Origin of the sequence: Clostridium sp. BSD9I1 (genome assembly GCF_900185645.1) — a bacterium.
GTDB lineage: Bacteria > Bacillota > Clostridia > Clostridiales > Clostridiaceae > Clostridium_AK.
This window is the reverse complement of the sequence record NZ_FYAM01000006.1, coordinates 45,382-70,727: the sequence shown is the minus strand read 5'-3', so window position 1 is coordinate 70,727 and position 25,346 is coordinate 45,382. Positions and strand designations below refer to the sequence as shown.

22 protein-coding genes are annotated in these 25,346 nt (G+C 30.8%); 6 read left to right on the top strand and 16 right to left on the bottom strand.

Annotated features, from left to right (window positions below; all coding sequences use genetic code 11):
* Positions 1–82: 82 nt before the first annotated feature.
* The 3 genes from BSD9I1_RS03315 to BSD9I1_RS03305 all read right to left on the bottom strand — a co-directional run bounded on the left by BSD9I1_RS03315 (position 83) and on the right by BSD9I1_RS03305 (position 3,801).
* Positions 83–529: a DUF4342 domain-containing protein gene (locus tag BSD9I1_RS03315; RefSeq protein WP_186429127.1), complete on the bottom strand. Its 447-nt coding sequence runs from the start codon at positions 527–529 to the stop codon at positions 83–85.
* A gap of 163 nt (positions 530–692) precedes the next feature.
* Positions 693–2,393, bottom strand: a complete 1,701-nt coding sequence (gene ade / locus BSD9I1_RS03310) for an adenine deaminase (protein ID WP_186429126.1) — start codon at positions 2,391–2,393, stop codon at positions 693–695.
* A 34-nt stretch (positions 2,394–2,427) separates the two neighbouring features.
* A complete protein-coding gene (locus tag BSD9I1_RS03305; protein WP_186429125.1) occupies positions 2,428–3,801 on the bottom strand; it encodes an NCS2 family permease in 1,374 nt (457 codons plus the stop codon).
* A gap of 433 nt (positions 3,802–4,234) precedes the next feature.
* Between BSD9I1_RS03305 and BSD9I1_RS03300 the strand changes: the two genes are divergently transcribed.
* From BSD9I1_RS03300 to BSD9I1_RS03290, 3 genes are read left to right on the top strand one after another with little or no spacing between them, the layout of a single operon-like run.
* Positions 4,235–5,557 (top strand): amidohydrolase, encoded by a 1,323-nt coding sequence (locus BSD9I1_RS03300; protein ID WP_186429124.1) that lies wholly within the window; start codon positions 4,235–4,237, stop codon positions 5,555–5,557.
* Positions 5,558–6,379: a DUF3100 domain-containing protein gene (locus BSD9I1_RS03295; RefSeq protein ID WP_186429123.1), complete on the top strand. Its 822-nt coding sequence runs from the start codon at positions 5,558–5,560 to the stop codon at positions 6,377–6,379.
* 3 nt (positions 6,380–6,382) lie between these two features.
* Positions 6,383–6,829: a DUF340 domain-containing protein gene (locus BSD9I1_RS03290; protein WP_186429122.1), complete on the top strand. Its 447-nt coding sequence runs from the start codon at positions 6,383–6,385 to the stop codon at positions 6,827–6,829.
* 288 nt (positions 6,830–7,117) lie between these two features.
* On the opposite strand, the gene BSD9I1_RS03285 is transcribed toward BSD9I1_RS03290, so the two are convergent.
* From BSD9I1_RS03285 to BSD9I1_RS03250, 8 genes are all read right to left on the bottom strand, one after another.
* Positions 7,118–8,311 (bottom strand): hypothetical protein, encoded by a 1,194-nt coding sequence (locus BSD9I1_RS03285; RefSeq protein ID WP_186429121.1) that lies wholly within the window; start codon positions 8,309–8,311, stop codon positions 7,118–7,120.
* A 217-nt stretch (positions 8,312–8,528) separates the two neighbouring features.
* Positions 8,529–8,954, bottom strand: a complete 426-nt coding sequence (locus BSD9I1_RS03280) for a YaaR family protein (RefSeq protein WP_186429120.1) — start codon at positions 8,952–8,954, stop codon at positions 8,529–8,531.
* Positions 8,955–9,080: 126 nt separating this feature from the next.
* Entirely contained in the window at positions 9,081–9,734 is a 654-nt protein-coding gene (locus BSD9I1_RS03275; RefSeq protein ID WP_186429119.1) for a YitT family protein, read from the bottom strand.
* Positions 9,735–9,745: 11 nt separating this feature from the next.
* Positions 9,746–10,159 carry a MarR family winged helix-turn-helix transcriptional regulator gene (locus tag BSD9I1_RS03270; protein WP_242966398.1) on the bottom strand — a complete coding sequence of 138 codons (414 nt, stop codon included), beginning with the start codon at positions 10,157–10,159 and terminating at the stop codon, positions 9,746–9,748.
* Between the two features lie 314 nt (positions 10,160–10,473).
* The gene (locus BSD9I1_RS03265; protein WP_186429117.1) at positions 10,474–11,667 is read right to left on the bottom strand and encodes a hypothetical protein; all 1,194 of its coding nucleotides are present in this window, start codon (positions 11,665–11,667) and stop codon (positions 10,474–10,476) included.
* A gap of 154 nt (positions 11,668–11,821) precedes the next feature.
* Complete coding sequence (locus BSD9I1_RS03260) at positions 11,822–14,491, bottom strand: cation-translocating P-type ATPase (protein WP_186429116.1); 2,670 nt, start codon at positions 14,489–14,491, stop codon at positions 11,822–11,824.
* Positions 14,492–14,735: 244 nt separating this feature from the next.
* The gene (locus tag BSD9I1_RS03255) at positions 14,736–15,257 is read right to left on the bottom strand and encodes a chromate transporter (protein WP_186429115.1); all 522 of its coding nucleotides are present in this window, start codon (positions 15,255–15,257) and stop codon (positions 14,736–14,738) included.
* A complete protein-coding gene (locus BSD9I1_RS03250) occupies positions 15,254–15,793 on the bottom strand; it encodes a chromate transporter (RefSeq protein ID WP_186429114.1) in 540 nt (179 codons plus the stop codon). The genes BSD9I1_RS03255 and BSD9I1_RS03250 overlap by 4 nt, the downstream gene beginning before the upstream one ends.
* A 252-nt stretch (positions 15,794–16,045) precedes the next feature.
* Between BSD9I1_RS03250 and BSD9I1_RS03245 the strand changes: the two genes are divergently transcribed.
* Complete coding sequence (locus BSD9I1_RS03245) at positions 16,046–16,573, top strand: 2'-5' RNA ligase family protein (protein WP_186429113.1); 528 nt, start codon at positions 16,046–16,048, stop codon at positions 16,571–16,573.
* 35 nt (positions 16,574–16,608) lie between these two features.
* Here the strand turns inward: BSD9I1_RS03245 and BSD9I1_RS03240 are convergent, their stop codons facing one another.
* Together BSD9I1_RS03240 and BSD9I1_RS03235 are read right to left on the bottom strand one after the other, a co-directional pair.
* Positions 16,609–17,928: a hemolysin family protein gene (locus BSD9I1_RS03240; protein ID WP_186429112.1), complete on the bottom strand. Its 1,320-nt coding sequence runs from the start codon at positions 17,926–17,928 to the stop codon at positions 16,609–16,611.
* Between the two features lie 126 nt (positions 17,929–18,054).
* A complete protein-coding gene (locus BSD9I1_RS03235) occupies positions 18,055–19,845 on the bottom strand; it encodes a diguanylate cyclase (RefSeq protein WP_186429111.1) in 1,791 nt (596 codons plus the stop codon).
* A gap of 569 nt (positions 19,846–20,414) precedes the next feature.
* On the opposite strand from BSD9I1_RS03235, the gene BSD9I1_RS03230 reads away from it, so the two are divergent.
* Positions 20,415–20,930 carry a hypothetical protein gene (locus tag BSD9I1_RS03230; RefSeq protein WP_186429397.1) on the top strand — a complete coding sequence of 172 codons (516 nt, stop codon included), beginning with the start codon at positions 20,415–20,417 and terminating at the stop codon, positions 20,928–20,930.
* Between the two features lie 48 nt (positions 20,931–20,978).
* Here the strand turns inward: BSD9I1_RS03230 and nadC are convergent, their stop codons facing one another.
* The 3 genes from nadC to nadA are packed head-to-tail and all read right to left on the bottom strand — an operon-like array spanning position 20,979 to position 24,019.
* Positions 20,979–21,818: a carboxylating nicotinate-nucleotide diphosphorylase gene (gene nadC / locus BSD9I1_RS03225; RefSeq protein ID WP_186429110.1), complete on the bottom strand. Its 840-nt coding sequence runs from the start codon at positions 21,816–21,818 to the stop codon at positions 20,979–20,981.
* Positions 21,796–23,103 (bottom strand): L-aspartate oxidase, encoded by a 1,308-nt coding sequence (locus BSD9I1_RS03220; protein WP_186429109.1) that lies wholly within the window; start codon positions 23,101–23,103, stop codon positions 21,796–21,798. Before BSD9I1_RS03220 ends, nadC begins: the two co-directional genes overlap by 23 nt.
* Positions 23,104–23,107: 4 nt before the next feature.
* Positions 23,108–24,019, bottom strand: a complete 912-nt coding sequence (gene nadA / locus BSD9I1_RS03215; protein ID WP_186429108.1) for a quinolinate synthase NadA — start codon at positions 24,017–24,019, stop codon at positions 23,108–23,110.
* 326 nt (positions 24,020–24,345) lie between these two features.
* Between nadA and BSD9I1_RS03210 the strand changes: the two genes are divergently transcribed.
* Positions 24,346–25,047: a hydrolase gene (locus BSD9I1_RS03210; protein ID WP_052085808.1), complete on the top strand. Its 702-nt coding sequence runs from the start codon at positions 24,346–24,348 to the stop codon at positions 25,045–25,047.
* Positions 25,048–25,346 lie beyond the last annotated feature (299 nt).

The following is a 25,346-nucleotide window of genomic DNA, read 5'->3' as shown; positions in this document are numbered from 1 at the left end:
AACCTTAATTATTATTAAATCTAAATAACCAAACTATTGCAAGTAAAAAATTGCACTGGTATATAGCCAATGCAATTTATATTTAACCTACTAAATCATTTTTAATTTCTTGTATTTCATCTTGTACTTTATCAAGAGTTTGATTTATTTTTATATCTTCACCCTTATTAGTTTCAAACTTCATCCTAAACCCACATAGTAAAGCTAGAATTAAACCAATAAAAGCTATATGAAACCCAAATACCGCTATTAATATAGAAACGTTAAGAGATAAATTCAGAACTATTTTCTCTTTCTTTTTAATAACAAGCCTAATATTGTTTCCCTTCTTTATAAGTGCTTTAATTTTGTCAAAGAGACATCCCTTTTCGTCATCATTTTTTTCAGCTTTAACTTTATTGTTTTTTTCTAAATATATTATTGCTTCTAACATATCTCCATCACAGTTTTCTAAAGCTTCCTTTGCATCTTCATAACTTACATTAATTCTTTTTCTTAATTCATCAATTTGTTCTATTTTTATTGACATTTTAATCCCTCCAAAATTTATTGACTTAACTTATGATTTTATTATAGAGTAGATTAATTAGAGAACAATTAATGAAAGATTAGAATTAGATTAGAATATCTCAGTATTATAAATAAAACAAGTGATAAAGATCTTGCCTTACCACTTATTTTATAATCCTATATTAACAAAACAAATCTATAAATTTATAATCCTTAAAATAAAATAGTCCTCTTGCTGTTATTTTCAACTCAGGTATTACAGGAAGTGCCATAAAACCTAAAGTTAAAAATATATCCTTATCTTCATATTTTTCATGAGTTTTTATGAAACTATTCATATTAGAAAGTTTATCTATAACATAACTTGGTTCCTTGTATGTCATTAGACCTGCTATTGGAAGTTCTAACTCTTCAATTACTTTTCCATTTGAAACTAAAACTATTCCTCCACCAATTTCTATAAGTCTGTTTACAGCAAGTGCCATGTCACTATCTAAACTTCCAACTACTATTACATTATGGGAGTCATGTGCTATAGTCTGCGCTACAGAGCATTCTGTAAGTCCTAATCCTTCAATATATCCTAATGAATATTTACCTGTATTTTTATGTCTTTCAAATACAGCTATTTTTAAAATATCTTCTCCCTTTACACTGTTTACATATCCATTCTGGATTATAACTTCTCTTTCTTCCTTTTGGGTTTCAATAGAATTTTCTATAACCTTTATAATATTTATTTTAGATGATTTAGCTTTTATCTTAAAGCTTTCCTCGGTAACGACATCTAAATTCATAGAGTTTTGCAAGTTGGGATTTGTACCTTTAAAATTAAATTCATTATTATAAACTACTCCATTTTTTATAATTTTATCTATAGCAACCTTTTTTAAATCACTTAATATTACTAAATCAGCTTTATAACCTGGACCTATAGCCCCTCTGTCCTTTAAATTATAACACTGAGCTGCATTATACGATGCTATAGTATATGCTATAATTTCATCCAATCCATGTTCTATCGAAAGCTTTATATTTTCATTTATAGATCCCTTTTCTATAAGATCTCCTATATCTTTATCATCAGTACAAAATAAAAATCTTGAGTAATTTTTTTCATTTACTGCTGGTAGTAAACTTAATAAATTTTTAGCAGCAGAGCCTTCTCTAATCATTACATACATACCCTTTTTAACTTTTTCTAAAGCCTGCATAGCATCACTGCATTCATGATCAGTTTTTACTCCCGCCGCTATATATGCATTTAACCAATCTTCACTTATTTGAGGACAATGTCCATCTATAGTTTTATCTTTATACATATTTATCTTTTTTAATATCCATTCGGTACAATTTATAACTGAAGGTACATCCATCACCTCTGCTAGACCAATTACATTTTCTCTATCCTTGTAGGATTCTATATCTTCTGACCTGAGTAATGCCCCATTATCCTCAAATTCAGTAGCTGGAACACATGATGGTATCATATAAAATATATCCATCAAACTCTTCTTGCTATTTTCCATCATAAAGTCTAAGCCCTTTTCTCCCAAAACATTAGCTATTTCATGTGGATCTGTAATACAAGTAGTCACTCCATTTTGTAGCAATACCTGAGAAAAAATCTCAGGTATTGCTTTGGATGATTCTATATGAACATGAGCATCTATAAACCCAGGGGTTACAAAAAGTCCATTGCAATCTATTTCTTCCATTCCTTCATAGCTGCCGATACCTGCTATGATTCCATTATTTATAGCAATATCTCCTTTTTCAAACTCCCTAGTAAATACATTTAGGAAAAAAGTATTTTTTAATACCAAAGGGGCCTTTTCTCTACGGGCGGCAATTTTAATATTACTTTTCATACTTTCTAGCATATTTCATTTCCCCTTTATAATTAAAATACCTTACTTACATAAATATCATCTTTAATAAAAATAATAGCGCAAGTATATACATAGTTCCAGATATTTTTTCTTTTTTACCTGCAAGTACACTTAATATAACATAAGATACAACTCCAAACATAAGTCCAGTAGCTATACTATAAGTTAGGGGCATGAGTATTATTGTTAAAAATGCTGGTATTGCTTCTACATAGTTATAAAAATCTATTTGAACTACATTTTGCATCATAAATAATCCAACTACAATTAATGCTGGTGCTGTAGCACAGCTTGGAATTGACATAAATATAGGAGCAAATACTATGGCTACTAAAAATAATAATCCTGTAACTACAGATGTTAGTCCTGTTCTTCCACCTTCAGCAACTCCAGCTGAACTTTCTACATAAGTTGTAACTGTAGAAACTCCTATCATTGCACCGAAGGTTGTTCCTATAGCGTCACTTAAAAGTGCCTGTCTTGCTCTTATAACGTTTCCATCTTTATCAAACATATTAGCTTTAGATGCAACGCCAACTAATGTTCCTACTGTATCAAAGAAATCTACAAATAAGAATGTCAGCATTACAGTTAAAAACGTGATAATACCCTGAGAATGAGTGAGCAAAGAAAAATCTAGTTTAAATGCAATTGGTGATATACTATGAAATGCAAAAATACCACTTGGAACAAATATTCCATAATTTTTAGCAGCTACATCTGCTCCTATAGCTAATGCATAGCCCCAAGCCGCTACAGAACAAATAAGTATACCCCATAGTATTGCACCCTTTATATTTTTATAAGTCATAATTGCTATAACTATTACACCAAGCATACATATAACCGCTCTTGGGTCTGTCATTTTTCCTAAGGTAATAAGTGTGGCATCATCGTTTATAACTATTTTTGCATTTTCAAATCCAATTAAAGCTATAAATAATCCAATACCTGCACTAACTGCTATTTTAAGGGTGGTAGGTATTGAATTTACTACCATTTCTCTTACTTTTGTTAATGACAACACTATAAATATAATACCTTCGAAAAATACTGCTGTTAATGCAACTTGCCAAGGAACTTTCATCCCTATACAAACTGAAAAAGCAAAGAATGCATTAAGTCCCATACCCGATGCCAATGCAAATGGTAAATTAGCATATACACCCATTAGTATTGTAGTTAATCCTGCTGCGATACATGTAGATGTAAGTATTGCACCCTTATCCATTCCAGTAGCAGATAAAAATTCTGGATTTACAGCTATAATGTATGCCATAGTAAGAAATGTAGTAATACCTGCCATTACTTCTGTTTTGACTGTAGTCTTATTTTCTTGCAATTTAAAATACCTTTCAAGAAAGCTTACATCATTACTGCCTCTTAATTCTGTTTTCATACAACTCACCCCTTTTTTATTTTTAATCATATACATAGCATTATTTATGCCAACTTTTATGCTTAATAATCAATGCTTTCTAATAAAAATCAGTTAGCATATTTTCTCTAATTTACCTGTTACCTATTAACTACATATATTAAATATATGATCTTCCTATGTTAAAAATTAGCTAATTATAAAACAAAATGACTATCAATATGATAATTTTTATCATATTGATAGTCATTCAAATTTCTTCCATGCACTAGTAATTAGCAATTTTTGCTCGAAATTGGCTAATAATTCATTATATCTAATTTAATAGTATGTTTCTTCATATTGACAAACAGTTTCTAGATACATACAATTATATTGTACGCATTAAAGAAACACTTGTTCTCACAAAGAGTACATAATATTTAGACTATTTTTAATTTAGGGGGTATAACCATTGATTAAAGAAGAATTGAAGAAAATAGTATGTGACGTTATTGATAAAAACGTAGATAAAATAAAAAACTTAGCTGCAGCTATAGAAAATGAGCCAGAGCTAGGCTTTAAGGAAATAAAAACTTCTAAAAAAGTATGTGACTTTTTTAAAGAATTAAATATCTCCTATGAAAGTAATTTAGCTATTACTGGAGTAAAGGGAAAGCTTAAAGATAGTAGCGATGGTCCTAATGTGGCAATTCTTGGAGAACTAGATGCAGTAATAACTTTCGATAGTGACAAGGCTGATAAACTTACAGGTGCTGCTCATACTTGTGGACACAATTTACAAGTAGCTTCAATGCTTGGAGCTGCCTTAGGGTTAAAACTTTCAAATATTGAAAATGATTTATGTGGAAATGTTTCCTTTATGGCAGTGCCTGCAGAGGAATACATAGAAATTTCTTATAGAAAAAAACTTAAAGAAGAAGGAAAGCTTCACTTTTTATCTGGAAAACAAGAGCTCATATATAGAGGAGCTTTTGATGATGTAGATATAGCAATGATGGTTCACTCTTTAAAAAATTCACCCGAGCCTATTGTAGCCCTTGGAGATTCAAGTAATGGATTTGTTGGAAAAACTGTACAATATATGGGAAAAGCTGCCCATGCAGCAGAAGCACCTCATGAAGGAGTAAATGCTTTAAATGCGGCCATGCTTGGAATGATGGGAATAAATGCTTTAAGAGAATCATTTAGGGATGAGGATTCTATAAGAGTACATCCTATTATAACTAAAGGTGGAGATACGGTAAATAGCGTTCCATCAGATGTAAGAATGGAAACCTATGTACGTGCAAAATCTGTAGAAGCTATTAAATCTACCAATGAAAAAGTAGATAGAGCTTTACTTGGTGGTGGATTTGCCATGGGAGCACAAACTATAATAGATACCATTCCAGGCCATATGCCATTAATATCTTCCTCACTTTTAAATAATATATTTAAAGAAAATGCAGAAATGCTTTTACCAGAAGATAAAGTTATAAATGCAGGACATTTTGCAGCTTCAACAGATATGGGGGATGTATCAAACTTAATTCCTTCAATTCATCCATTTATAGGTGGTGTATCTGGCGCACTTCATACTAAAGATTTTAAAGTAGAAGACTTTAATGCAGCTGTTATTTTACCTGCAAAACTTATGGCTATGACAGTTATAGATTTGCTCTATAAAGATGCTGTAGAAGGTAAATATTTAATGAGCTCATATACTCCAACATTTAAAAGCAAAGAAGAATATATAAAATTTTTAGAAGCCCGTTTTGAAAGGAAGGTGCAATAAATGAAAAATTGGAAAAACCATGGTTTAGTTCTTATATTAGTTATAATTGCTGAAATGATAGGCGTTATGAAATTTAAGTTTGGTCCTGGTACAATAGTTCTTTTACCTATGCTTTATGCATTAATAATGGGAATATCTTTAAGCCCTAAATTTTTAAAAGTATTAAATGATAAAGATATGACTGACGCTGGTTCCCTTATTACTATATCTCTTATGCTTTTAATGGCTAAGTATGGTTCACAAATCGGACCTACTCTTCCTAAAATAATCAAGTCCAGTCCTGCTTTAATACTTCAAGAGTTTGGGAATATAGGCACTGTACTTTTAGGTGTTCCTATAGCAGTATTTTTAGGATTAAAACGTGAATCTATAGGTGCTGCTCACTCAGTTTCTAGAGAACCAAATGTAGCTTTAATAAGCGATGTGTATGGCTTAGATGGTGATGAAGGAAAAGGTGTAATGGGTGTTTACATTTGTGGAACAGTACTTGGAACAGTATTCTTTGGAGTAATAGCAAGTTTATGTGCAGCTTATACTCCACTCCATCCTTATGCACTGGCTATGGCATCTGGTGTTGGGAGTGCTAGTATGATGACTGCATCAGTTGGTTCATTAAGCGCAATGTTCCCTGAAATGGCCGATACTTTAGCAGCTTTTGGTGCAGCAAGTAATATGCTATCAGGTCTTGATGGATTATATATGTCACTTTGGATTGCGTTACCTTTTGCTGAGTGGCTTTATAGAAAGAGTTATAAATTAAAATATGGCGTTCCTGCCCCTGAGGTAGAAAAAACTCAGCCTAAGATAGCAAAGGAGGTATAATCTATGAGAATTAAAGATTCATTATTTGTATTAATATTAATAGGATTACTTTCCCTTGTTGGGAACATGATAGGACCTAAGCATAATATATTTGAAGCTCTTCCTGGTATGCTTATATTAATTGCAATATCCATTGCTGGAATTTCTTTAAGTAAGGTGTTGCCTGGTAAAATTCCAGCAGTAGCTTATATAGTAACACTAGCTTGTATATTAACTTACCCAAGTTTTCCTGGTGCGGGTCAAATGTCTAAATATATTGCAAAAGTAGACTTCTTAGCTTTAACTACTCCAATACTTGCTTATGTTGGACTTTCTATAGGTAAAGATTTAGATAGCTTTAAAAAATCTGGATGGAGGCTTATTGTAGTTTCTTGCATAGTATTTGTAGGAACTTATATTGGCTCTGCAATAATTGCTCAATTCATTTTAAAAGCACTTGGACAAATATAAAACTCATAAATTTTTAATATTGAATACTCCGTATGGAATTTGCATTTAGGAAAACGGTTCATTGCACAAAGAAGCTCTAATATTTATGAATTTAAATCACCTAAACTTTTTAAACTCGCTGTCGACTCAGACAGTAAAAAGTTCTTAACGGTGATTTAAATTCATAAATAAAGAGCTTCTAATTGCTTATTCAATGCTTTCTACAATGCAAATCCCATACTATTATTAAACATTAAAAATACAATCTACAAACACCTACTAAATGGAAAATTTCAGTGAACTGAATTTCTACAATAGGTTTATAAATATTCCTGCTATGATAACAGAAGTTATAGTAACAGTTACAAATCCTCCCACTATCATCTGTGGAAGCATCTGATCCATGAGATATTTCTTTTCATCTTCATCCTTAGCAAGCGCCTTAGAAGCTTCTTCTGTTAAAACATAATTTGGTGGGAACCCATATAAAGCTGTAAGTGAAGTTGCAAAAGCCATTTCCTTAGTTATTCCAAGGAATTTTCCCAAAAGCATTGAAGTAATAGCCATACCTATTACCCCTACAACTATAATTATTATGAGTGGCCAAGCTATTTGTGCAAGCATTGCTGGAGTAGCTTTAGAAAGTGCTCCAAATATATACACCATAAGCACAAACATTAAAAATCCAAATGAATTAGAAGCATGTAATATATCTCTTTCTAAAAATCCTATTTCTTGAAGTATAATACCAAAAACTAAACATAATACAAATGGTGAGACCTTATTATGAGTAAGTGCAGCCACTTGTACTGCTAAAAATGAACTAAAAGCCATTTTTGCAAACATTACTGCAGAAGTATTGTACTTTGTAGGAACCTTAGGTATAAGTTTTTTCTTCTCTACCTTTGTTTCTATTGCTACTGAGGCCTGCTCTGAAGCTTTAGCTCCTTCAGCTCCTCCATTTTCATGGTATATCTTTAAAAGTCTTCTTCCTTCTTTCTTTAAGCAGATAGCAGTAAGTGGGTATCCAGCAAACCCCTGCATTACATACATTACTATTGCAAGAATTGAGGCAAGTTCTAAGCCCTTCTTAGCAGCGCCTTCCTGCATCATAAGCGCAGCTACTATCCCTCCTGTGAGTGATGGAAGTCCTGATACTACATATTCTCTTCCTATTAATGGAATACATACAAACCAACATGCAATTATCATTCCAGTAAGTCCAGCTAGAGTTACCGCAATGACTTTCCACTGTTTTATTAATTCTGAAATACTTATAATAGTTCCCATATGAGTAATACACATATACATAGCTATACTTGCAAAAGGCATTCCAAATCCAGGCAAATCAATTAAATTTTTAGGTAAAAAAGTCCAATAGCCTGCTAAAAATAATACCGCTACTACAAATACCGATGGTATCCATGCTTTTGTCTTTGTTCCTATAAAGTCTCCAAGTGCAAAAATAACTGCAATAATTAAAAGTGCCGTTACAGGAGCCATACATATCCTTCCTTTCTTCATAGAAATTTATATTACATATATATTCAACAAAAATTTAATTATCCTTTTAATTTTAAAAAATATAGAACCATGTTTAAAACCCACATAGAATGTAGATTTTGAACATGGTCACATAAGATAAATTATTATAACATGGATATTTAATTGTGAAGTTAAATTTTTATACATAGCTAACCTTAAAACATACTAAATATATTTATTTATAAATATCTACTATAAGTCCTGAGATGTCATCTATAGTTTTTGCTATATCTAAATTCTCCTTTTCATTACTTAAAAGCATTTCAGTAAGTTCTTGTAATTTTTCATCAATAGTATCTACTGTAATAAAATATTGCGTTTGCCAAAAGCTTACGTCCTTTTTTACACCATACATATATGATAATACCGAGTTTAAGTATTCTTTTATCATTTTTTTGTACGCAAACACATCTGAGTAACATTTTGTTACAGCAAGCCTGTTACCCTTTTTTTGTATCTCTTCTAACATTTCTTTTAACTGTTGCTCATTTCTTCTTTCTCTTGCAAAGCTAAAGTTCTGAGAAAAGTCCTTTTTTTCACTTATAGCTTTATTATCATTTTTATTTATTAAAGAAGAATTTCTAACTCTGGATATCTCCATGCCACTATCCCCTCATCTTTATCTAATATATGAACTAAAGTTAAATATTGGTTACATGAATGTATTTTACTATTTTATTATATATCATGGTTACAGTTTAATACAATTAAAAATACTATAAAAGCTTTAACAATACAACTTGTCCAATTGTCTTGTCCAATATTTTAATGAAGTTTGCATAACAGGTCCAATTAGAAGTACTGAAATAAATGTGCCAAGTGCAACAGGTCCTCCAATTAACCATCCAATCGTTAATGCTGTTATCTCAAGTAAAGTTCTAGATAATCTAATAGAAATGGAGAATCTTTTCGCTATAAATAAAGTCATACCATCCCTAGGTCCAGCTCCTACTTTGGATGCTACATACATTCCTGACCCAATTCCCATAAATACAATACCTAGTACTAATAATGCAGATTTTGAGATTATTCCTGTAAAGGACGGTATTAATTCTAAGGTTAAAATACCGTTAAGAAAAAAACCAACTAGAAGTATATTTAATATACTACCAATAGCAGGAATCTTCTTTTCCAAAAAAGATGTCATCAAAACCATAATAATCCCTACTATTTGAACCCATCTGCCTATAGATAAGTTAGTTAAATTAGCTAGTCCAATATGCAAAACATCCCATGTTGCTACTCCAAGACTAGCTCTAATTACAGTTGCAGCTCCTAAAGCTAAAATAAATATTCCAATTATAAATACTATAATTCTAATTAAAAAATTAAAATTTATTTTTGTGACATTGTTATTCAATTCATAATTCTTTCCTGACATATTATTTCCCCTCATTCTAAGTTTTTTATCATCTTTTTTAAAACATCATTAAATACTTCCAATTCTCCCTGGGAGATATCACGTATAGCATCCATTTCTAAATTTGTTGAAACTTCATGCCATTGAGGGAATGCTTCAAAAGCTTTTTTAGTTAATTGTATATGCCTTTCCCTTTTATCTTTTCCCTCTTCTCGAATTATCCATCCCATTTCTTCCATTCTCGTTAATGTCCTAGTAATCGTTGGTGCTTCTACACAAAGATATTTACTCAATTCAACTTGTGTACAGTGCCTTTTTTCATATAAGTATAATATAATTCCCCATTGTGACGCATATAGTCCAAGTGGAGAAATCTTCTCATTTAATTTCTTAGTAAAATATCTACCTAATTGATTTACCTTATGACCATATAAATTTAATTTCATTTTGTCCTCCATATACTTACCTATGTAATTATTACCTAGGTAAGTATATCATATGAATTTATAATAATCAAATTTTCACCATATCGGTTTTTGATGTTAACAGGTATGAGATTTGCATCGTAGAAAGCATTGAATAAGCTTTAAAACGGCTTTATTTCAAAATTTAAAACACCGTACAATTATTTCAGTCAAACGAGTTTAGAAGGCTTAGGTATTTTAAATTCAAAAATATTAGCCGTTTTTAGCCAAATGAACGCTTTCCTAGATGCAAATCCCATACTGATGGTTCAACATTAAAAATGTCGCAATTTCCTTTATTTAACTACTTCCCATGTGATTCCTTTATCTTTAGTTTTATATAGTATACCCTCCAATATCAATAGCCCTGTATCTTTATCTATAAACTGTACCTTTCTTCCTCTAAGATTTATTTCAGTGGTTATTTCATTTACATTGCTATCATTATAAAAAATTCTATATATTTTATTTCCTCCTCCATCTACAATCCAAAGTATGCCATCTTTATCTACTCCATAGATTATTTCTATGCCTCCTTGGGCCTCAACAGGAATTGAAGGATTCCAAGTTACTCCTCCATCTATAGTTTTATAAAATATCATAGATGATTTGTCCTTAGATTTAAATTCTACTGGAAGATATCCTTGTTTATTATCTTTGCTAAACTTAGGTGGAAAAGTGTTTATACTATATTCATTATTTTTCAAGTATTCTTTAGGTACATTTAATTTTTGAACTTCCCAGGTTACTCCTCCATTCTTTGTATTATATATAAATGGATATTTTGTTTTTTCACCCTTAATAGTGTACCATCCCATATTATTACTAATGAATTTTATACCTGTTATACCCTCTATATTATAAGAACTATCCTTATTATTTAAACTATCTATAACATTTTTAGTTACCTTTGACCAATGGCTGCCTGAGTCATCTGTTTTATATATTTCCATTCTTAGCTTGTTTGATATCTTAGGCGATGTAACCATTACAAAAGTTTCTTTAGAATTTACAACATCTATATTAACTTCTATTGTTTCATCATTCCAATTTCTTTCTAGATTTAAAATAGTTTGTTCCCATTTTTGTCCTCCATTGAAAGTTTTAAATATGTTTATCTTATTTTTTTCTTTATAAGCTATAAAACCAATTTCTTTATCTAAAACTGTATAAAATAATGAATTGTTATTTACACTCTTACTATTACTAGCTATATATTGTTTATCGCTTACGTTAATCCCTTTTGGGGTAATATTCTCCCAGGTAAATCCTCCATCCCCGGTTTTAAGCATTCCCTCTTTTGAAACTGCCCATCCATGTGTGCTATCTATCATATTAAAATCTATAAAATTATATTTATCTGATCTTTGTACTTTAGATGCTGACTTTACTTCAACATTTCTACTATCATTTTTCTTTAAAATTTGAGTACAGGCTATAGTTGAAGTTATAAATGCTAGGCCTATGAATATATAAAATACCCTTTTCATAATTTATCTCCTTTAGTCTTACTTTATTTCTATTATTGACTAAAAGACTAAATATTATAGCCTATGTATGGAATTTAATCCAATAATTGATCATTACCTTACTCAGTATATAAAAGAATAAGAGGTACTATCTTTTAGATAATACCTCTTATTGTTATGCATTGTCTCTTGCTCTTAAGAATATCTTTGCTATTTCATTTACTACAAGTGGAACTACTGAAAGTATTCCTACAAACATCCAATCCCTTCCATTTAAGTCCCAAACGTCGAATATATTAGCTAAGAATGGTACTGTTATTACAACATCTGTAAGGAATATTCCAAATAGTACAGATGCTAGTAAATACTTATTGGTAAATACTCCAACTTGGAATATAGACTTTCTTGGATTTCTTAAGTTAAATGAATGGAATAACTGTGATACACTTAACACAACAAATGCCATTGTTTGTGCATGTCTTAAAGCTTCTTCTGATATCTCACCCTTAGGGAATAGTGGGAATAAGTTTGCATCTCCAGTGTATACCTTAATTCCAACTATAAATGCCGCTAAAGTTAGTATACCAATTAGTAATCCATTCAGTACTAAGAAGTAACCTGTTCCGCCAGCAAATAAACTAGCTTTAGGATCTCTTGGCTTTTCCTTCATGACGTCAGGGTCTCCTGGGTCTGCACCAAGGGATAATGCTGGTAAACTATCTGTAACTAAGTTAACCCATAATAAGTGTATTGGTCTTAATGGTGTTGCCCATCCAAATAGTATTGCAAAGAATAATGCTACAATTTCACCTATATTACAAGAAAGTAAAAATACTATAGATTTCTTTATATTGTTAAATATATTTCTACCTTCTTTAATAGCAGCAACTATAGTTGAGAAGTTATCATCTGTAAGTACCATATCTGCTGCACCCTTTGCAACATCTGTACCTGTAATACCCATAGCAACTCCTATGTCTGCCATCTTAAGTGATGGAGCATCATTAACACCGTCACCTGTCATAGAAACTATATTTCCATTAGATTTAAATGCCTTAACTATTCTAACTTTATGCTCAGGAGATACTCTAGCAAATACTCTTAAATCTTTAACTCTACGAGCAAGCTCTTCATCACTCATTTTATCAAGTTCCGCTCCGAATATTGCTTGATCTTCTCTTTCTGCAATTCCAAGTTCCTTAGCTATTGCAAAAGCAGTATTTTTATGGTCACCAGTAATCATTATAGTTATAATTCCTGATTTTTTAGTTTCAGCTATAGAGTCTTTAACTTCCTCTCTTGGTGGGTCTATCATCCCAACAAGTCCTATAAATGTAAGATCACTTTCTAAACTATTAATATTTACAGCTTCAGAGTCTAAAACCTTATATGCTGATCCTAAAACTCTTAAGGCATCATTTGACATACTAATAGAGGCCTTATTTATACTATCTTTAATTTCATCTGTTAATGGAACTATTTCTCCATTTATATATGCATTATTACAAAGATTGATTAAATTATCTGTAGCTCCCTTTGTCATTACATAAAATTTATCATCATATTTATTTACTGTAGTCATAAGTTTTCTATCTGAATCAAAAGGAACTTCATTTACTCTTTTATGATCTTCATTCAATCCCTTTTTAAACAAATCATACTTTACACCAGCCTCAAGTAAAGCTATTTCTGTTGGATCTCCTGTTTTTGATTCTTCACTGTAAGTTGCATCGTTACACAATACTATATTTTCTAGCAACAACCTTTGAACTGGATTTTTTATATCTAAGTCATTTATATTTCCTAGTACATTATCCCCATAAAACTTAATTACAGTCATCTTATTTTGAGTAAGTGTACCTGTTTTATCGGAACATATTACATTAACTGCACCTAATGTTTCTACTGCTGGAAGTTTTCTTATTATAGCATTTTCCTTTATCATCTTTTGAACACCCATAGCTAAAACTATGGTAACTATAGCTGGAAGTCCTTCTGGTATAGCAGCTACTGCCAAACTTATAGCTGTTAAAAACATTTCAAAAAAATCTCTTTTTTGAATTATAGCAACTATAAACATTACAATACATATTCCAAGAGCTCCAAAACCTAAAGTTTTACTAAGCTCTGCAAGTTTTTTTTGTAGTGGTGTTTGTTCATTTTCTTGCTCATCAAGCAATTTTGCTATTTTACCTATTTCAGTTGACATACCAGTTCCAACTGCTATACCAACTCCTCTGCCATAAGTTGCAAGAGTAGACATAAATGCCATATTCTTTTGATCTCCTAATGGTATTTCATTAGTATCAAATTTTAAATTAGCGTTCTTATCTACTGGAACTGATTCTCCTGTTAAAGCTGATTCCTCAATTTGAAGATTTACTGTTTCTACAAGTCTTAAGTCACATGGAACATATCTACCTGCATCAAGTATTACTACATCTCCAGGGACTAACTCTTCAGAAGCTATTTCCTTTAACTCTCCATCTCTTTTTACTACAGCTTTAGGCGTAGACATTTTCTTTAAGGCATCTAATGCTTTTTCAGCTTTAGATTCTTGTATAATTCCTATAACAGCATTAAGAATGATTACTACTGCAATTATAATTGCATCACTTATTTCTCCCATAAATCCAGAAATCAATGCTGCACCTAATAATATAAAAATCATTGGATCGTTTAATTGTTCAAAGAACATTCTCATCATTGTCTTTGGCTTTTTACCTTCAAGCATATTTAGTCCATACTTTTCTTTTCTATTCTCTACTTCCTGGGAAGTAAGACCGTTATGCTGATCTGTAGAAAGCTCTTTTAATACCTCTTCATTGCTTTTTTCAAACCACATTCTTCTTCACCTCATACATTATTATTTGTCGTTAAGGTTTTATTTATTAAAAAAATTAATAAAAAAAACCTTTGCTCTATTGTGTGCACAAATAGAGCAAAGGTCTTGCTAACTCTTTTGGAGAATAACTATCCGGGTAAAAATCTTACCGACATGACGAATAGTTAAATAATTGCTACTCCCCTTTGCAAGGTAATTATATCACAGAGTTTTTCCACATACAAGAAATTTTTGTGAAGATTTTCTAATATAATATTACTCCTAGTACACCTGCTACTACAATTACCATAATTGGATGTATTCTTTTAGATAATAGCATTACCAATGTCAATATACCTATTATTGCACTTTTAACATCAGTATACGATGTCTTAGCTAGTGACCAAAATGCTGATAAAATAAGTGCTATAAGTGCTGGTCTCATTCCCATAAAAGCTGATTTTATTACCCTGGACTCTTTAAATTTCATTATATAGTGAGTAGCAATAGATACTAGTATAAATGACGTTGTAACCACACCTATGGACGCTGCCGTACTTCCTAAAACTCCTCCTACTTTATATCCTACAAAAGTAGCAGAATTTATAGCAATGGGTCCTGGAGTCATTTGTGAAATGCCTATTATATCTATAAATTCCCTATAGCTAATCCAATTGTGATTTTTAACTATTTCTCTTTCAATAAGTGGAAGCATAGCATATCCTCCACCAAAGCTAAAGGCTCCTATCTTTAAAAAGGACAGAAAAAGCTGTAATATTATATTCACTTTCCCACCTTCTCTCTATAATAAATAACACCGAAAGCACCTGAAAGAATGATTACAACCACAGGATTAACATTTAAAACTTGCAATAATATTAATGCAATTATAACAACTCCCAAGTTTAAGTAACTCTTTTTAACTGACTTTGAAATACTAAATATTGCAATTAGCACAAGCATTGGCACTGCTCCATTTATTCCTTTAAAAACCTGTTCAACATAATAGTTACTTCTAAATTGCATAAAGACTGAAGCTATCAAAAGTATTATTATAAAAGAAGGAATAACCGTCCCTAGTAGCGCCATAATAGCCCCCAAAATACCATTTATTTTATACCCTATAAATATTGAAGTATTTACTGCTAAGGCTCCAGGAAAGGATTGTGAAATAACTACAATATCCACAAACTCCTCCTTTTCTATCCACTTTTTTTTATTAACTACTTCTTCTTCAATGAGTGGGATCATTGCGTATCCCCCTCCAAAGGTAAAAGCTCCTATTTTAAAGAAGCTAATAAACATTTGTAAAACTTTTTTCATATTCCCACCTCAGTTTTATAAATAATACATAATAATTAATGTTTAAAGTCAGCCGCAGGGCTGACTGTATTAGTTTGTCGAAATATTTTCTTCCATGATTTAATTATAAATCGGCATGTCTTATTCATCTGAACTATTTCATTTTCAAAATACACTGAAACAAAAATAAAAGCTATACCATATATTTTAACATATTTATTTACTAAAATACTAACACTATTAACTATTAACTGGAGTAATTGGAGGTTTATCATGGATAGATATGTTATTGTTTGTTTACTTAATGAAGAAGCTTTAAACTTTCATGAGAAATTAGTAACAGATGTTTGTTCAAAATTTAATGTAAAAAGACAGAAGCTTCCTGGGCACTTTACTATAAAAGCTCCCTTTGAAACTGATAAAATTAGCGAAGTTGAGTGTGTTATAAAAGACTTTGTAGCTAATAATAAAAAAGAACGTATGAAAATAGATGGAATTAATCACTTTAGAACAGATACAATTTTTATGGATATAAATATGTCAAATGAAGGCCTAAAGGTTCATGATGCTTTTATAGATGCATTAAAAACTTTACCTTGGCTTGAGTGGAAAAAACATGATGGTAAAGGAAAAACCTTTCATGCTACTATAGTTACACGTATCCCTAGGGAAAAATATGACTCTATTTGGAATTATACAAATAACTTTAACCCTGAATTTAATATTTATTTTGATAATATTACTATACTTAAATGGGGAAATTATAAATGGGAAACCTATAAGGAATATCAATTAAGATAACGATCCATAGAATGCTTATAAAAATAAAGAGAGGATTATACCTCTCTTTGAATACATATCTTTACTTTATTTATTCTTTTTTCTTTTACCTCTTGAATCTTAAACACAATATTATTATGCTCAATAACTTCTTGTTCTCCATTTTCAGGTATTCTTCCCAATAAATCAACTAAAAATCCACTGATAGTATCTTGTTCTTCCGAATCTAAATTTATATGAAGATCATCATTAAGCTCATCTATTGCAAGTAAACCATTAACGATAAATGTGTTATTATCTATTTTTTCTATATCTGGCTCATCATTATCATATTCATCTTCTATGTTACCCATAACTTCTTCAATAAGATCCTCTATAGTTACTATTCCTGAAAAGCCGCCATATTCATCTATTAATATTGCCATATGTTTTTTAGAAACTTGAAGTTCTTTAAATAATTCATCAATATTTTTTGTTTCTGGAACGAAATAAGCTGAATGTAGTATACTTCTGATATCTACATTTTCAAATCCATGTTTCCTAGCCTCAATGAAAAAATCTTTCATATAAAGAATACCAATAATATTGTCACTATCCCCTTCATATACAGGTATTCTTGAATACTTTTCTTCCATTAATTCGTCTAAGTATTCATTTAAGGGAGTATCTATATTAATTAAGTATACCTCAGTTCTTGGTGTCATTACTTCATCTGCTAATTTATCATCAAACTCGAATATACTATTTATCATTTCTTTTTCAGTTTCATTTATAACGCCATGTTCCTGTCCAACTTCCACTAAAGATTTAATCTCTTCTTTTGATACCCTTTCCTCTAAATCTTCTCTATCAAATCCAGCTAATCTAACAAGAACATTAGTTGATGCTGAAAGTAATTTTATAAAGGGCTTAGTTACTTTAGATATATACAATATAGGTATTACAGAAAACATTGCTATGGACTGTGACTTTTGCATTGCTATTCTCTTTGGGAACAGTTCTCCAAATACTAATGTTATATAAGACAGTATGATTGTCACTACTATTAATGCTATTTGTCCACTATAAGGAATATTAAACGTATTTAAATACTGTGCTAAATCTTCTGATATTCCAGTAGCAGCAGAAGCACTAGAGAAAAATCCAGCAAGAGTTATTCCTACTTGTATTGTAGATAAAAACTTAGTTGGCTCTTCCATGAGTTTTATTAAAAGCTTTGCCTTTTTGTTTCCTTCTTCTGCAAGAAGTTTTATTTTATTTTTATTTAGTGATACTATAGCCATTTCTGCTGATGCAAAAAATGCATTAAGCATTGTTAAAATGACTATTAATATTAGTTGCGAAGTAATATTCGCAGGGTCAGGCTCTAATTCCATTGTAATTCCTCCTAAAATTGAAAACTTTTAATTTTAATTATATCATAAAATATGATAACTTTTACTAATTACTAAAGATACTTCTATTATTTATTGATACTGTATTAAATAAAAAGAAGCATCAGATTATAACTCCATTGCTTCTTTATACTTTATAACCTCAATAAACTCTCTTAATAGTTGTGGGTCAAATTGAGTTCCCGAGCATCTTATCAACTCTTCTATTGCCTCTTGTTTACTTATACCCTTTTGATAAGGTCTATCACTAATCATAGTATCGTAAGCATCCATTATATTAAGTATCCTACATTCTATTGGTATATTATTACCCTTTAACCCATTTGGATACCCTTTACCATCCCAGCACTCATGATGATGAAGTATAAGTTCTGCCATGTTTTCCAATTCCTTGCTTCGATGTGCAATTTCCCATCCTATTTTAACATGCTCTTTCATCTTTTTATATTCTTCTTCTGTTAATTTTCCTTTTTTAAACAGTATCTGATCTGGAATACCTACCTTTCCCAAATCATGTACCTTAGCTAATACAATAAGATTTCGGCGTATATCATCATCTAATCCTATTTTATCAGCCATAATTTCTCCCATCCTAGCTAATCTTTCCCCATGTCCACTAGCCATATAGTCACGTTCAGCTAAAGCTGCAACTAATAAATCTATAACTTTACTTTTAGGACTTGTTGCTTGAGCCAATTTATACTCATACATATTGTCATCTGATCTTTTATAAACATCATAAATGCTTTCTAAGCTTCTTGTGGTAGCTGTCCCGATAGACATACTTATAAGAGTTGAGGGGTTTTCTTTATTATGATTTTCTATCAACTCTAAAATATCGCTTCTTTTTTTTAGTGCAACTTTGTTATCAGATTTAGGAAGAATTATACAAACCTCATCTCCCCCTACTCTAGCAATAACATCTGTTTTTCTAAATGCCTTTGCTATTATATTTGCTGCAGCTTTTAGAAAATCATCTCCTGACTTATGTCCGAAGGTATCATTTACAATTTTAAGACCATCTAAATCTACAGATATGATACTTACTGGAGCGTATTCGGTTATATTTTCTTCTATCATTATCATTTGCTCATCAAAATATGTACGGTTATAAAGGCCTGTCAAACTATCCTTATAGGCTAATTTTTTAATAGATTCCTCTGCTTGGTTACGCTCAGTAATATCTTGGGCAGTACAAACCACATACTTAACTTCTCCGCCTTCCCCTAGCTTTGGAGTTTTCGTGACTAACATTAAGCGTTTTTCACCTTCATAATTTGTAAGCCACTCTTCCTTTTTAACTTGCACTCTTTTTTCAAAAACTTCCTCAGTTCCTGCAATGCACATATCTGCTTCTTCCTTGCTCCATGAACTATAGATGCTTGCTCGTTCTAATTCACACTTTCTCTTGTTAAAAAACTTTGCATGTGCTTCGTTAACTATAGCGTATGTTTTAGGATCAGTTAAATACCATATATGTATATCAATATTATCAAGTAATAATTGTTGTTCTTCAGCTTTTTCCTTTAATTCCTTTCGACTTTCAATTAAAGCCTGCTGAATTTCTTTGCATTTTTCTATTTCATCTTCTAACTCTCTTTTCTTATTTCGAAGAATATCCATTGCTTTACCTAACGCTAATCCTATAGTGAAATAGGTTAATGCTCCTGATATAAGATTGCTAATACGAATGTGTTCAGTAAATATTACTCCAAATGTTAACATAGAAGTAGCCCATGTAGCCATAAGAATCCCACCTTTAATCCCCCATTGTGTAGCGGCAAAAATCACTACAATGCTATTCAAAGGCCCCCTTATGTAAGTGTTTGCAAAATAAGTAATTAAAGCTATTGCAATTGCATAAACAATAATGTGTTTAATTACGTGCTTTTTAGCCACTCAATCGCTCCTCCTTATTTCTATAAATAATAAGAACAATTTATCACCCTATTTTAAATATTTGTCCGTTACTACGTGACTCATATGATGTTTTACTAACTAATTGTAGAAAAAAGTCTTTTAAAGTCTTTTTTTGCTTATCCTTGTATTATATCATCTTATTTAATTCTTTGATATTAACTTTTTCTAAAATTCTTCATTTATCACTACTTTATAGCTTTTTTAATTCTTTTAACAACTAAAACCTTTATTAGCTCCTATAGTATATCTTCCTATTACCATAGCCTCCAATATTGCATGATAAAATGTTCAACCACAAGTTCATGAATATCATTGGGCTTTATATTAGCATATACAATTGAATCTGGATGAACTATAATAGTTGGGCCTGAAAACTAAATACTTAGATAATTTTCCCTACAAATTAACCATATATTCTTGTAAAATCGTTTAAAATTCTGTTTTCAATAAGATAATAGGAAAACATTTATTTCAAATAAATTTATTCATCTTATCAGCATCCTTTTTATGCAAAGTTCTTATTAACAATATTACAAAAGGAGATAATTATGAAGATAAAACCAATATTACTTCTTACAATTTTAATTTCATCAGCATCTATATTATATGGATGTAACAATTCTAAACTTAGTAAAACTTCTTCTAAAGAAAATAATCCCATTAAAAGTGAAATAGCTTTAGAGACTAGTACACAAATAGATGATATGGACTTAACTTTCAAAAGCAAGTTAGGATTTTCACTTAAGTTTCCTTCTAATTGGAAAAATAAATATACAATTAAAGAAGATGATAATTCTGTATCTGTTTATTTTAAATCATCTGATCCAAATACTCCTCGAGGATCTGGATTATTTTTTGTTATAATGAAAAATAATGATTCATCAACCGAGGCTATGTATGATTCTATTGATGGCAAAAAACATCTTACTATAGGTAATGCAACTTATTTTCTAGGGGGACCTACAGATGTAGCTTTAAGCCCTGAAAATGCTGATTTCAGTACATTTTTATCTATGAATAAAGAACGTAAAAAAGTAATAGATACAATAAAAAGTTCAAATTAAATTCATAATATTAAAGGTGTAGAAGTTTTCTTCTACACCTAAATTAAGTTACTCAACATATATTAAATTTTTCAGACTTAAATCTAAAACTTTAAATGAATGTGTTATAGCGCCTGTCGATATGTAATCTACACCTATTTGGGCAATGACTTCTATTGTGTCTAAATCAACGTTCCCTGAGGCCTCAATTTCTGCTTTGCCATCTATGATTTTTACCGCTGCCTTAAGTGTCTCAATATCCATATTATCAAGCATTATTATATCAGGATTCATTTCTAATGCTTCTTTAAGCTGTTCTAGGGTTTCAACCTCGATTTCTATTTTTCTAACAAAGGGAGCATTACTTCTAACCATTTCAATTGCCTGTTGAATTCCTCCAGCAGCATCTATATGATTGTCCTTTATAAGGATTCCATCATTTAGTCCAAATCTATGATTTGTACCACCTCCAATCTTTACTGAGTATTTTTCAAACATTCTCATATTAGGGGTAGTTTTTCTAGTATCCAAAAGTTTTACGTTAGTTCCCTTTAACTTTTCTGTAAACATTTTTGTAAGAGTAGCTATGCCGCACATTCTTTGCAAAAAGTTTAAAGCAACTCTTTCCCCACTTAATAAGGTTTTTATATTTCCATAGACTTTTCCAATTTTTTCTCCCTTATGAATATTATCACCGTCTTTTACATAAAACTCAGTTTCTGCATCCCCAAGAGTTAGGAAAACCCTTCTAAAAACTTCAAGACCAGCTACAACACCATCCTCCTTAGCTATCAAATCTATAGACGCATTTTTATTATTAACCACTATGGACTCAGTAGTTATGTCCCCATAATATAAGTCTTCATTAAGAGCCTTTTTTATAATATCATCCACAAGTAACCAATTCATTTTTTATATCTCCCCTCAACTTGGCAATTGTATCTACTAATATTTTCTTGTTCATTTCTTGATAATATTCAGAGTTATGATCGAGCTCACAAACCTCACTATATATAATTTCAATATCATTTATAGATTTATTTATATTTTCTGCTCCTCGTTTTGAGAAAACCAATGCTTCTAAAAGAGAGTTACTTGCAAGTCTATTTGCTCCATGGACTCCTGTGCAGCTAACTTCTCCGAAAGCATATAAGTTTTCCATGGAAGTTTCACCGTATAAATCCACCTCAAGTCCCCCCATGAAATAATGCTGTGCTGGGGTAACTGGAATAGGCTGTTTAGAAATATCTATCCCATATTTCAAACATTCCTCATATATAGTAGGAAATCTTTTTTGTAAAAAATCCTTAGGCATAAAGCTAACATCTAAATAAACATTATTAGAATTGGTTTTCTTTTCTTCTTCTATTATAAATTTACTAACCACATCCCTTGGAAGAAGTTCATCTACGAATCTTTCCCCTTTGTTGTTTATAAGTTTTCCTCCCTCACCTCTAACAGACTCAGAGATTAGAAATCTTCTCTCATTATTATTGTTTTCTGAATAAAATACTGTAGGATGAAACTGAATATAATTTATGTTTTTAACTTTAATATTATTTTTTATACCTATAGCAATGCCATCTCCAGTAATAATTCTCTCATTTGTTGAATTTTTGAAGACTCCTCCTATTCCACCAGTAGCTAATATAGTTACCTTAGAATATATGTTAATTTGTTTATTATCTTTGATACATATACCACCCATACAAAGGTTATCTTTCTTTAATATATCCACTAAACAACAGTTTTGGTTAAATTTAATATTTTTTCTATCCCTTACATTATTTAAAAGGACCTCTTCTACTCTATTTCCAGTTTTGTCTTTATAGTGAACTATTCTATTTATGGTATGTGCACCTTCACGAGTATAATTCAACTCATCTCCACTCCTATCGAAGTCTACCCCAAGTTCTATTAATGCATTTATATTTTCTATAGATTCTTCTGCAAGAACTTTAACTGCATTAATATCATTCTTATATCGACCAGCTTTTAGAGTGTCCTGTACAAATAGTTCTACATCATCATATCCTCTAGCTACGGATATTCCACCTTGAGCCCAATTCGAATTACATTCATTTACTTCTCCCTTTGAAACCATAATAACTTTTAATTTTTCATCTAAATTTAATGCTGTGTAAAGCCCTGCAACTCCAGCGCCTATTATTAGTACATCAGTTATAATATTCATTTCGCTACCTCCCAAGTTCATGCATCATAGCTAAAGAATTGTACGCTTTTTGTCTTATACTTTCATCAATTTTGATATCACATTCCATATTAAGCAAACTATTATAAACATCTTCTAAGCGAGTCATTTTCATATTCACGCAAGTCATTCCACCTCCAGGAACATACAAGAGCTTATCAGGATTTTTTAATTTAATTTGATGAAGTACCCCTTCTTCTGTAACAATAAGAAATTTCTTGCCTGAATGATTAGTAACATAATCTATAATTTCTCCTGTACTTCCAAGGAAATCAGCATTTTCTCTAACTGATTTTTCACATTCAGGATGAGCAGCAATTACAATATCTTCATGAATTTTTCTAGCTGCCAGTAGTTCTTCAACTCTAACCTTCTTATGAGTTATACAAAAACCATCCCATAGGATAACATTTTTTTCAGGGACTTGTTTTTGAACATGTTCCCCTAAATTTTTATCAGGTAAAAATATTATTTCATCTTCTTTAATATTTTTAATTATCTTTACTGCATTAGATGATGTACAACATACATCTGATACCGCTTTTACTTCCGCTGTAGAATTTATATAACAAACAACCTTTGCATTAGGATGCTTAGCCTTCAATACTTTCACACCTTCAGCATCTGCCATATCTGCCATTGGGCATCCTGCACCAGCTGCAGGCAATAGCACAGTTTTTTCAGGAGAAAGTATTTTAGCACTTTCAGCCATGAACTTTACACCACAAAATACTATTAGTTTTTCACTACAATCTTTAGCTACTTTGCTTAGATGATAAGAATCCCCAATAGCATCAGCTATATCTTGGATATCACCTCTCTGATAATAATGAGCTAATATTATAGCTTGTTTATCTTTTTTTAATCTTAGTATTTCATCTTTTAAGTTAATCTTCATACAGTCCCCTCCAGGTTTTATAAATTAATCTTCATTATGTACATATTTATTTACAGGTGTATATACACATGTAAATAAATATATCACTAACAGTATATTATTTCAACTTAGTTTTTATAAAATTTATTTACATTTGATTATTCATATAATACAATTCATATGGGTGGTTTGCTATCTAAATTAAATCTATAGATATTAATCCACCTTTATTTTTATTAAGTTATTTTCTAGTATTGAAAGGCGAAAAAAATTAAACAAACTTAATAAATATATATACAGAATAACAAATAAAATAAAGGGTAAATTAATTTTAAAATCATAAAATCATGTTAGGAGATTTTATTTTGGAAAACATTATAAAAGATAAAAAATATGTACCGGTAATAGAATCAAGACTTAGAAAGAGAATTGTAGAGGTTCCAAAGGAAATATATGATGCAAGTGGTATCAATATTTTTGGAAAAAGAATAAAGTCGCTAATTTTTTCAACAGACGTTGCCATAATCAAAAATTGTAATGCAGATGGAGTAATTGCCGTTTATCCCTTCACCCCTCAGCTTTCAATAACTCATGCTATTATAGAGGTATCCCCTAGCCCAGTTTTCGTAGGCGTAGGCGGAGGACTTACAACAGGGCAGAGATCTATTGATATTGCTCTCCACGCTGAACTACATGGAGCTTTTGGTGTTGTTTTAAATGCTCCTACGCCAAACGAGCTTATTGTTGAAATGAAAAAGAAAATCGATATTCCTATCGTTATTACTATAGTATCAGAAAAGGAATGTATTGAAGAAAGAATCAAAGCTGGAGTTTCTATATTTAATGTTTCAGGTGGCGCAAAAACAGCTGAGCTTGTTCAAAATATTAGAACAAGATTCCCCCATATCCCTATAATTGCTACAGGGGGACCTAACGTAGAAAGTATTCGTAATACAATTAAAGCTGGAGCCAATGCAATTACATATACTCCTCCAAGTACTGCAAAAATGTTCTCTAATATAATGCATAACTATAGAGAAACTCTATAAAAAATATTATACAAGTGCCTTATTCCTTCCTCCCTTAATCTCTCCTTCTATATAACAAAGGCTAAAGGGTGATTTCCTTTAGCCTCTGTTATTTCATGCTAATTTCTTAAAAGTATATAAATATACATATATCTACACTTATCTTACCTTGAAAACAAGCTATGTTTATACTAAAACATCTTTCCACACATTGGTTTTTCTATTATATAACGCTTTAAGCTAATAGCGTATACTAATTTCGAAAAATGTAGCATATTGCATATAAAAAATTGAATTATAATATAGAATTTAACATACTC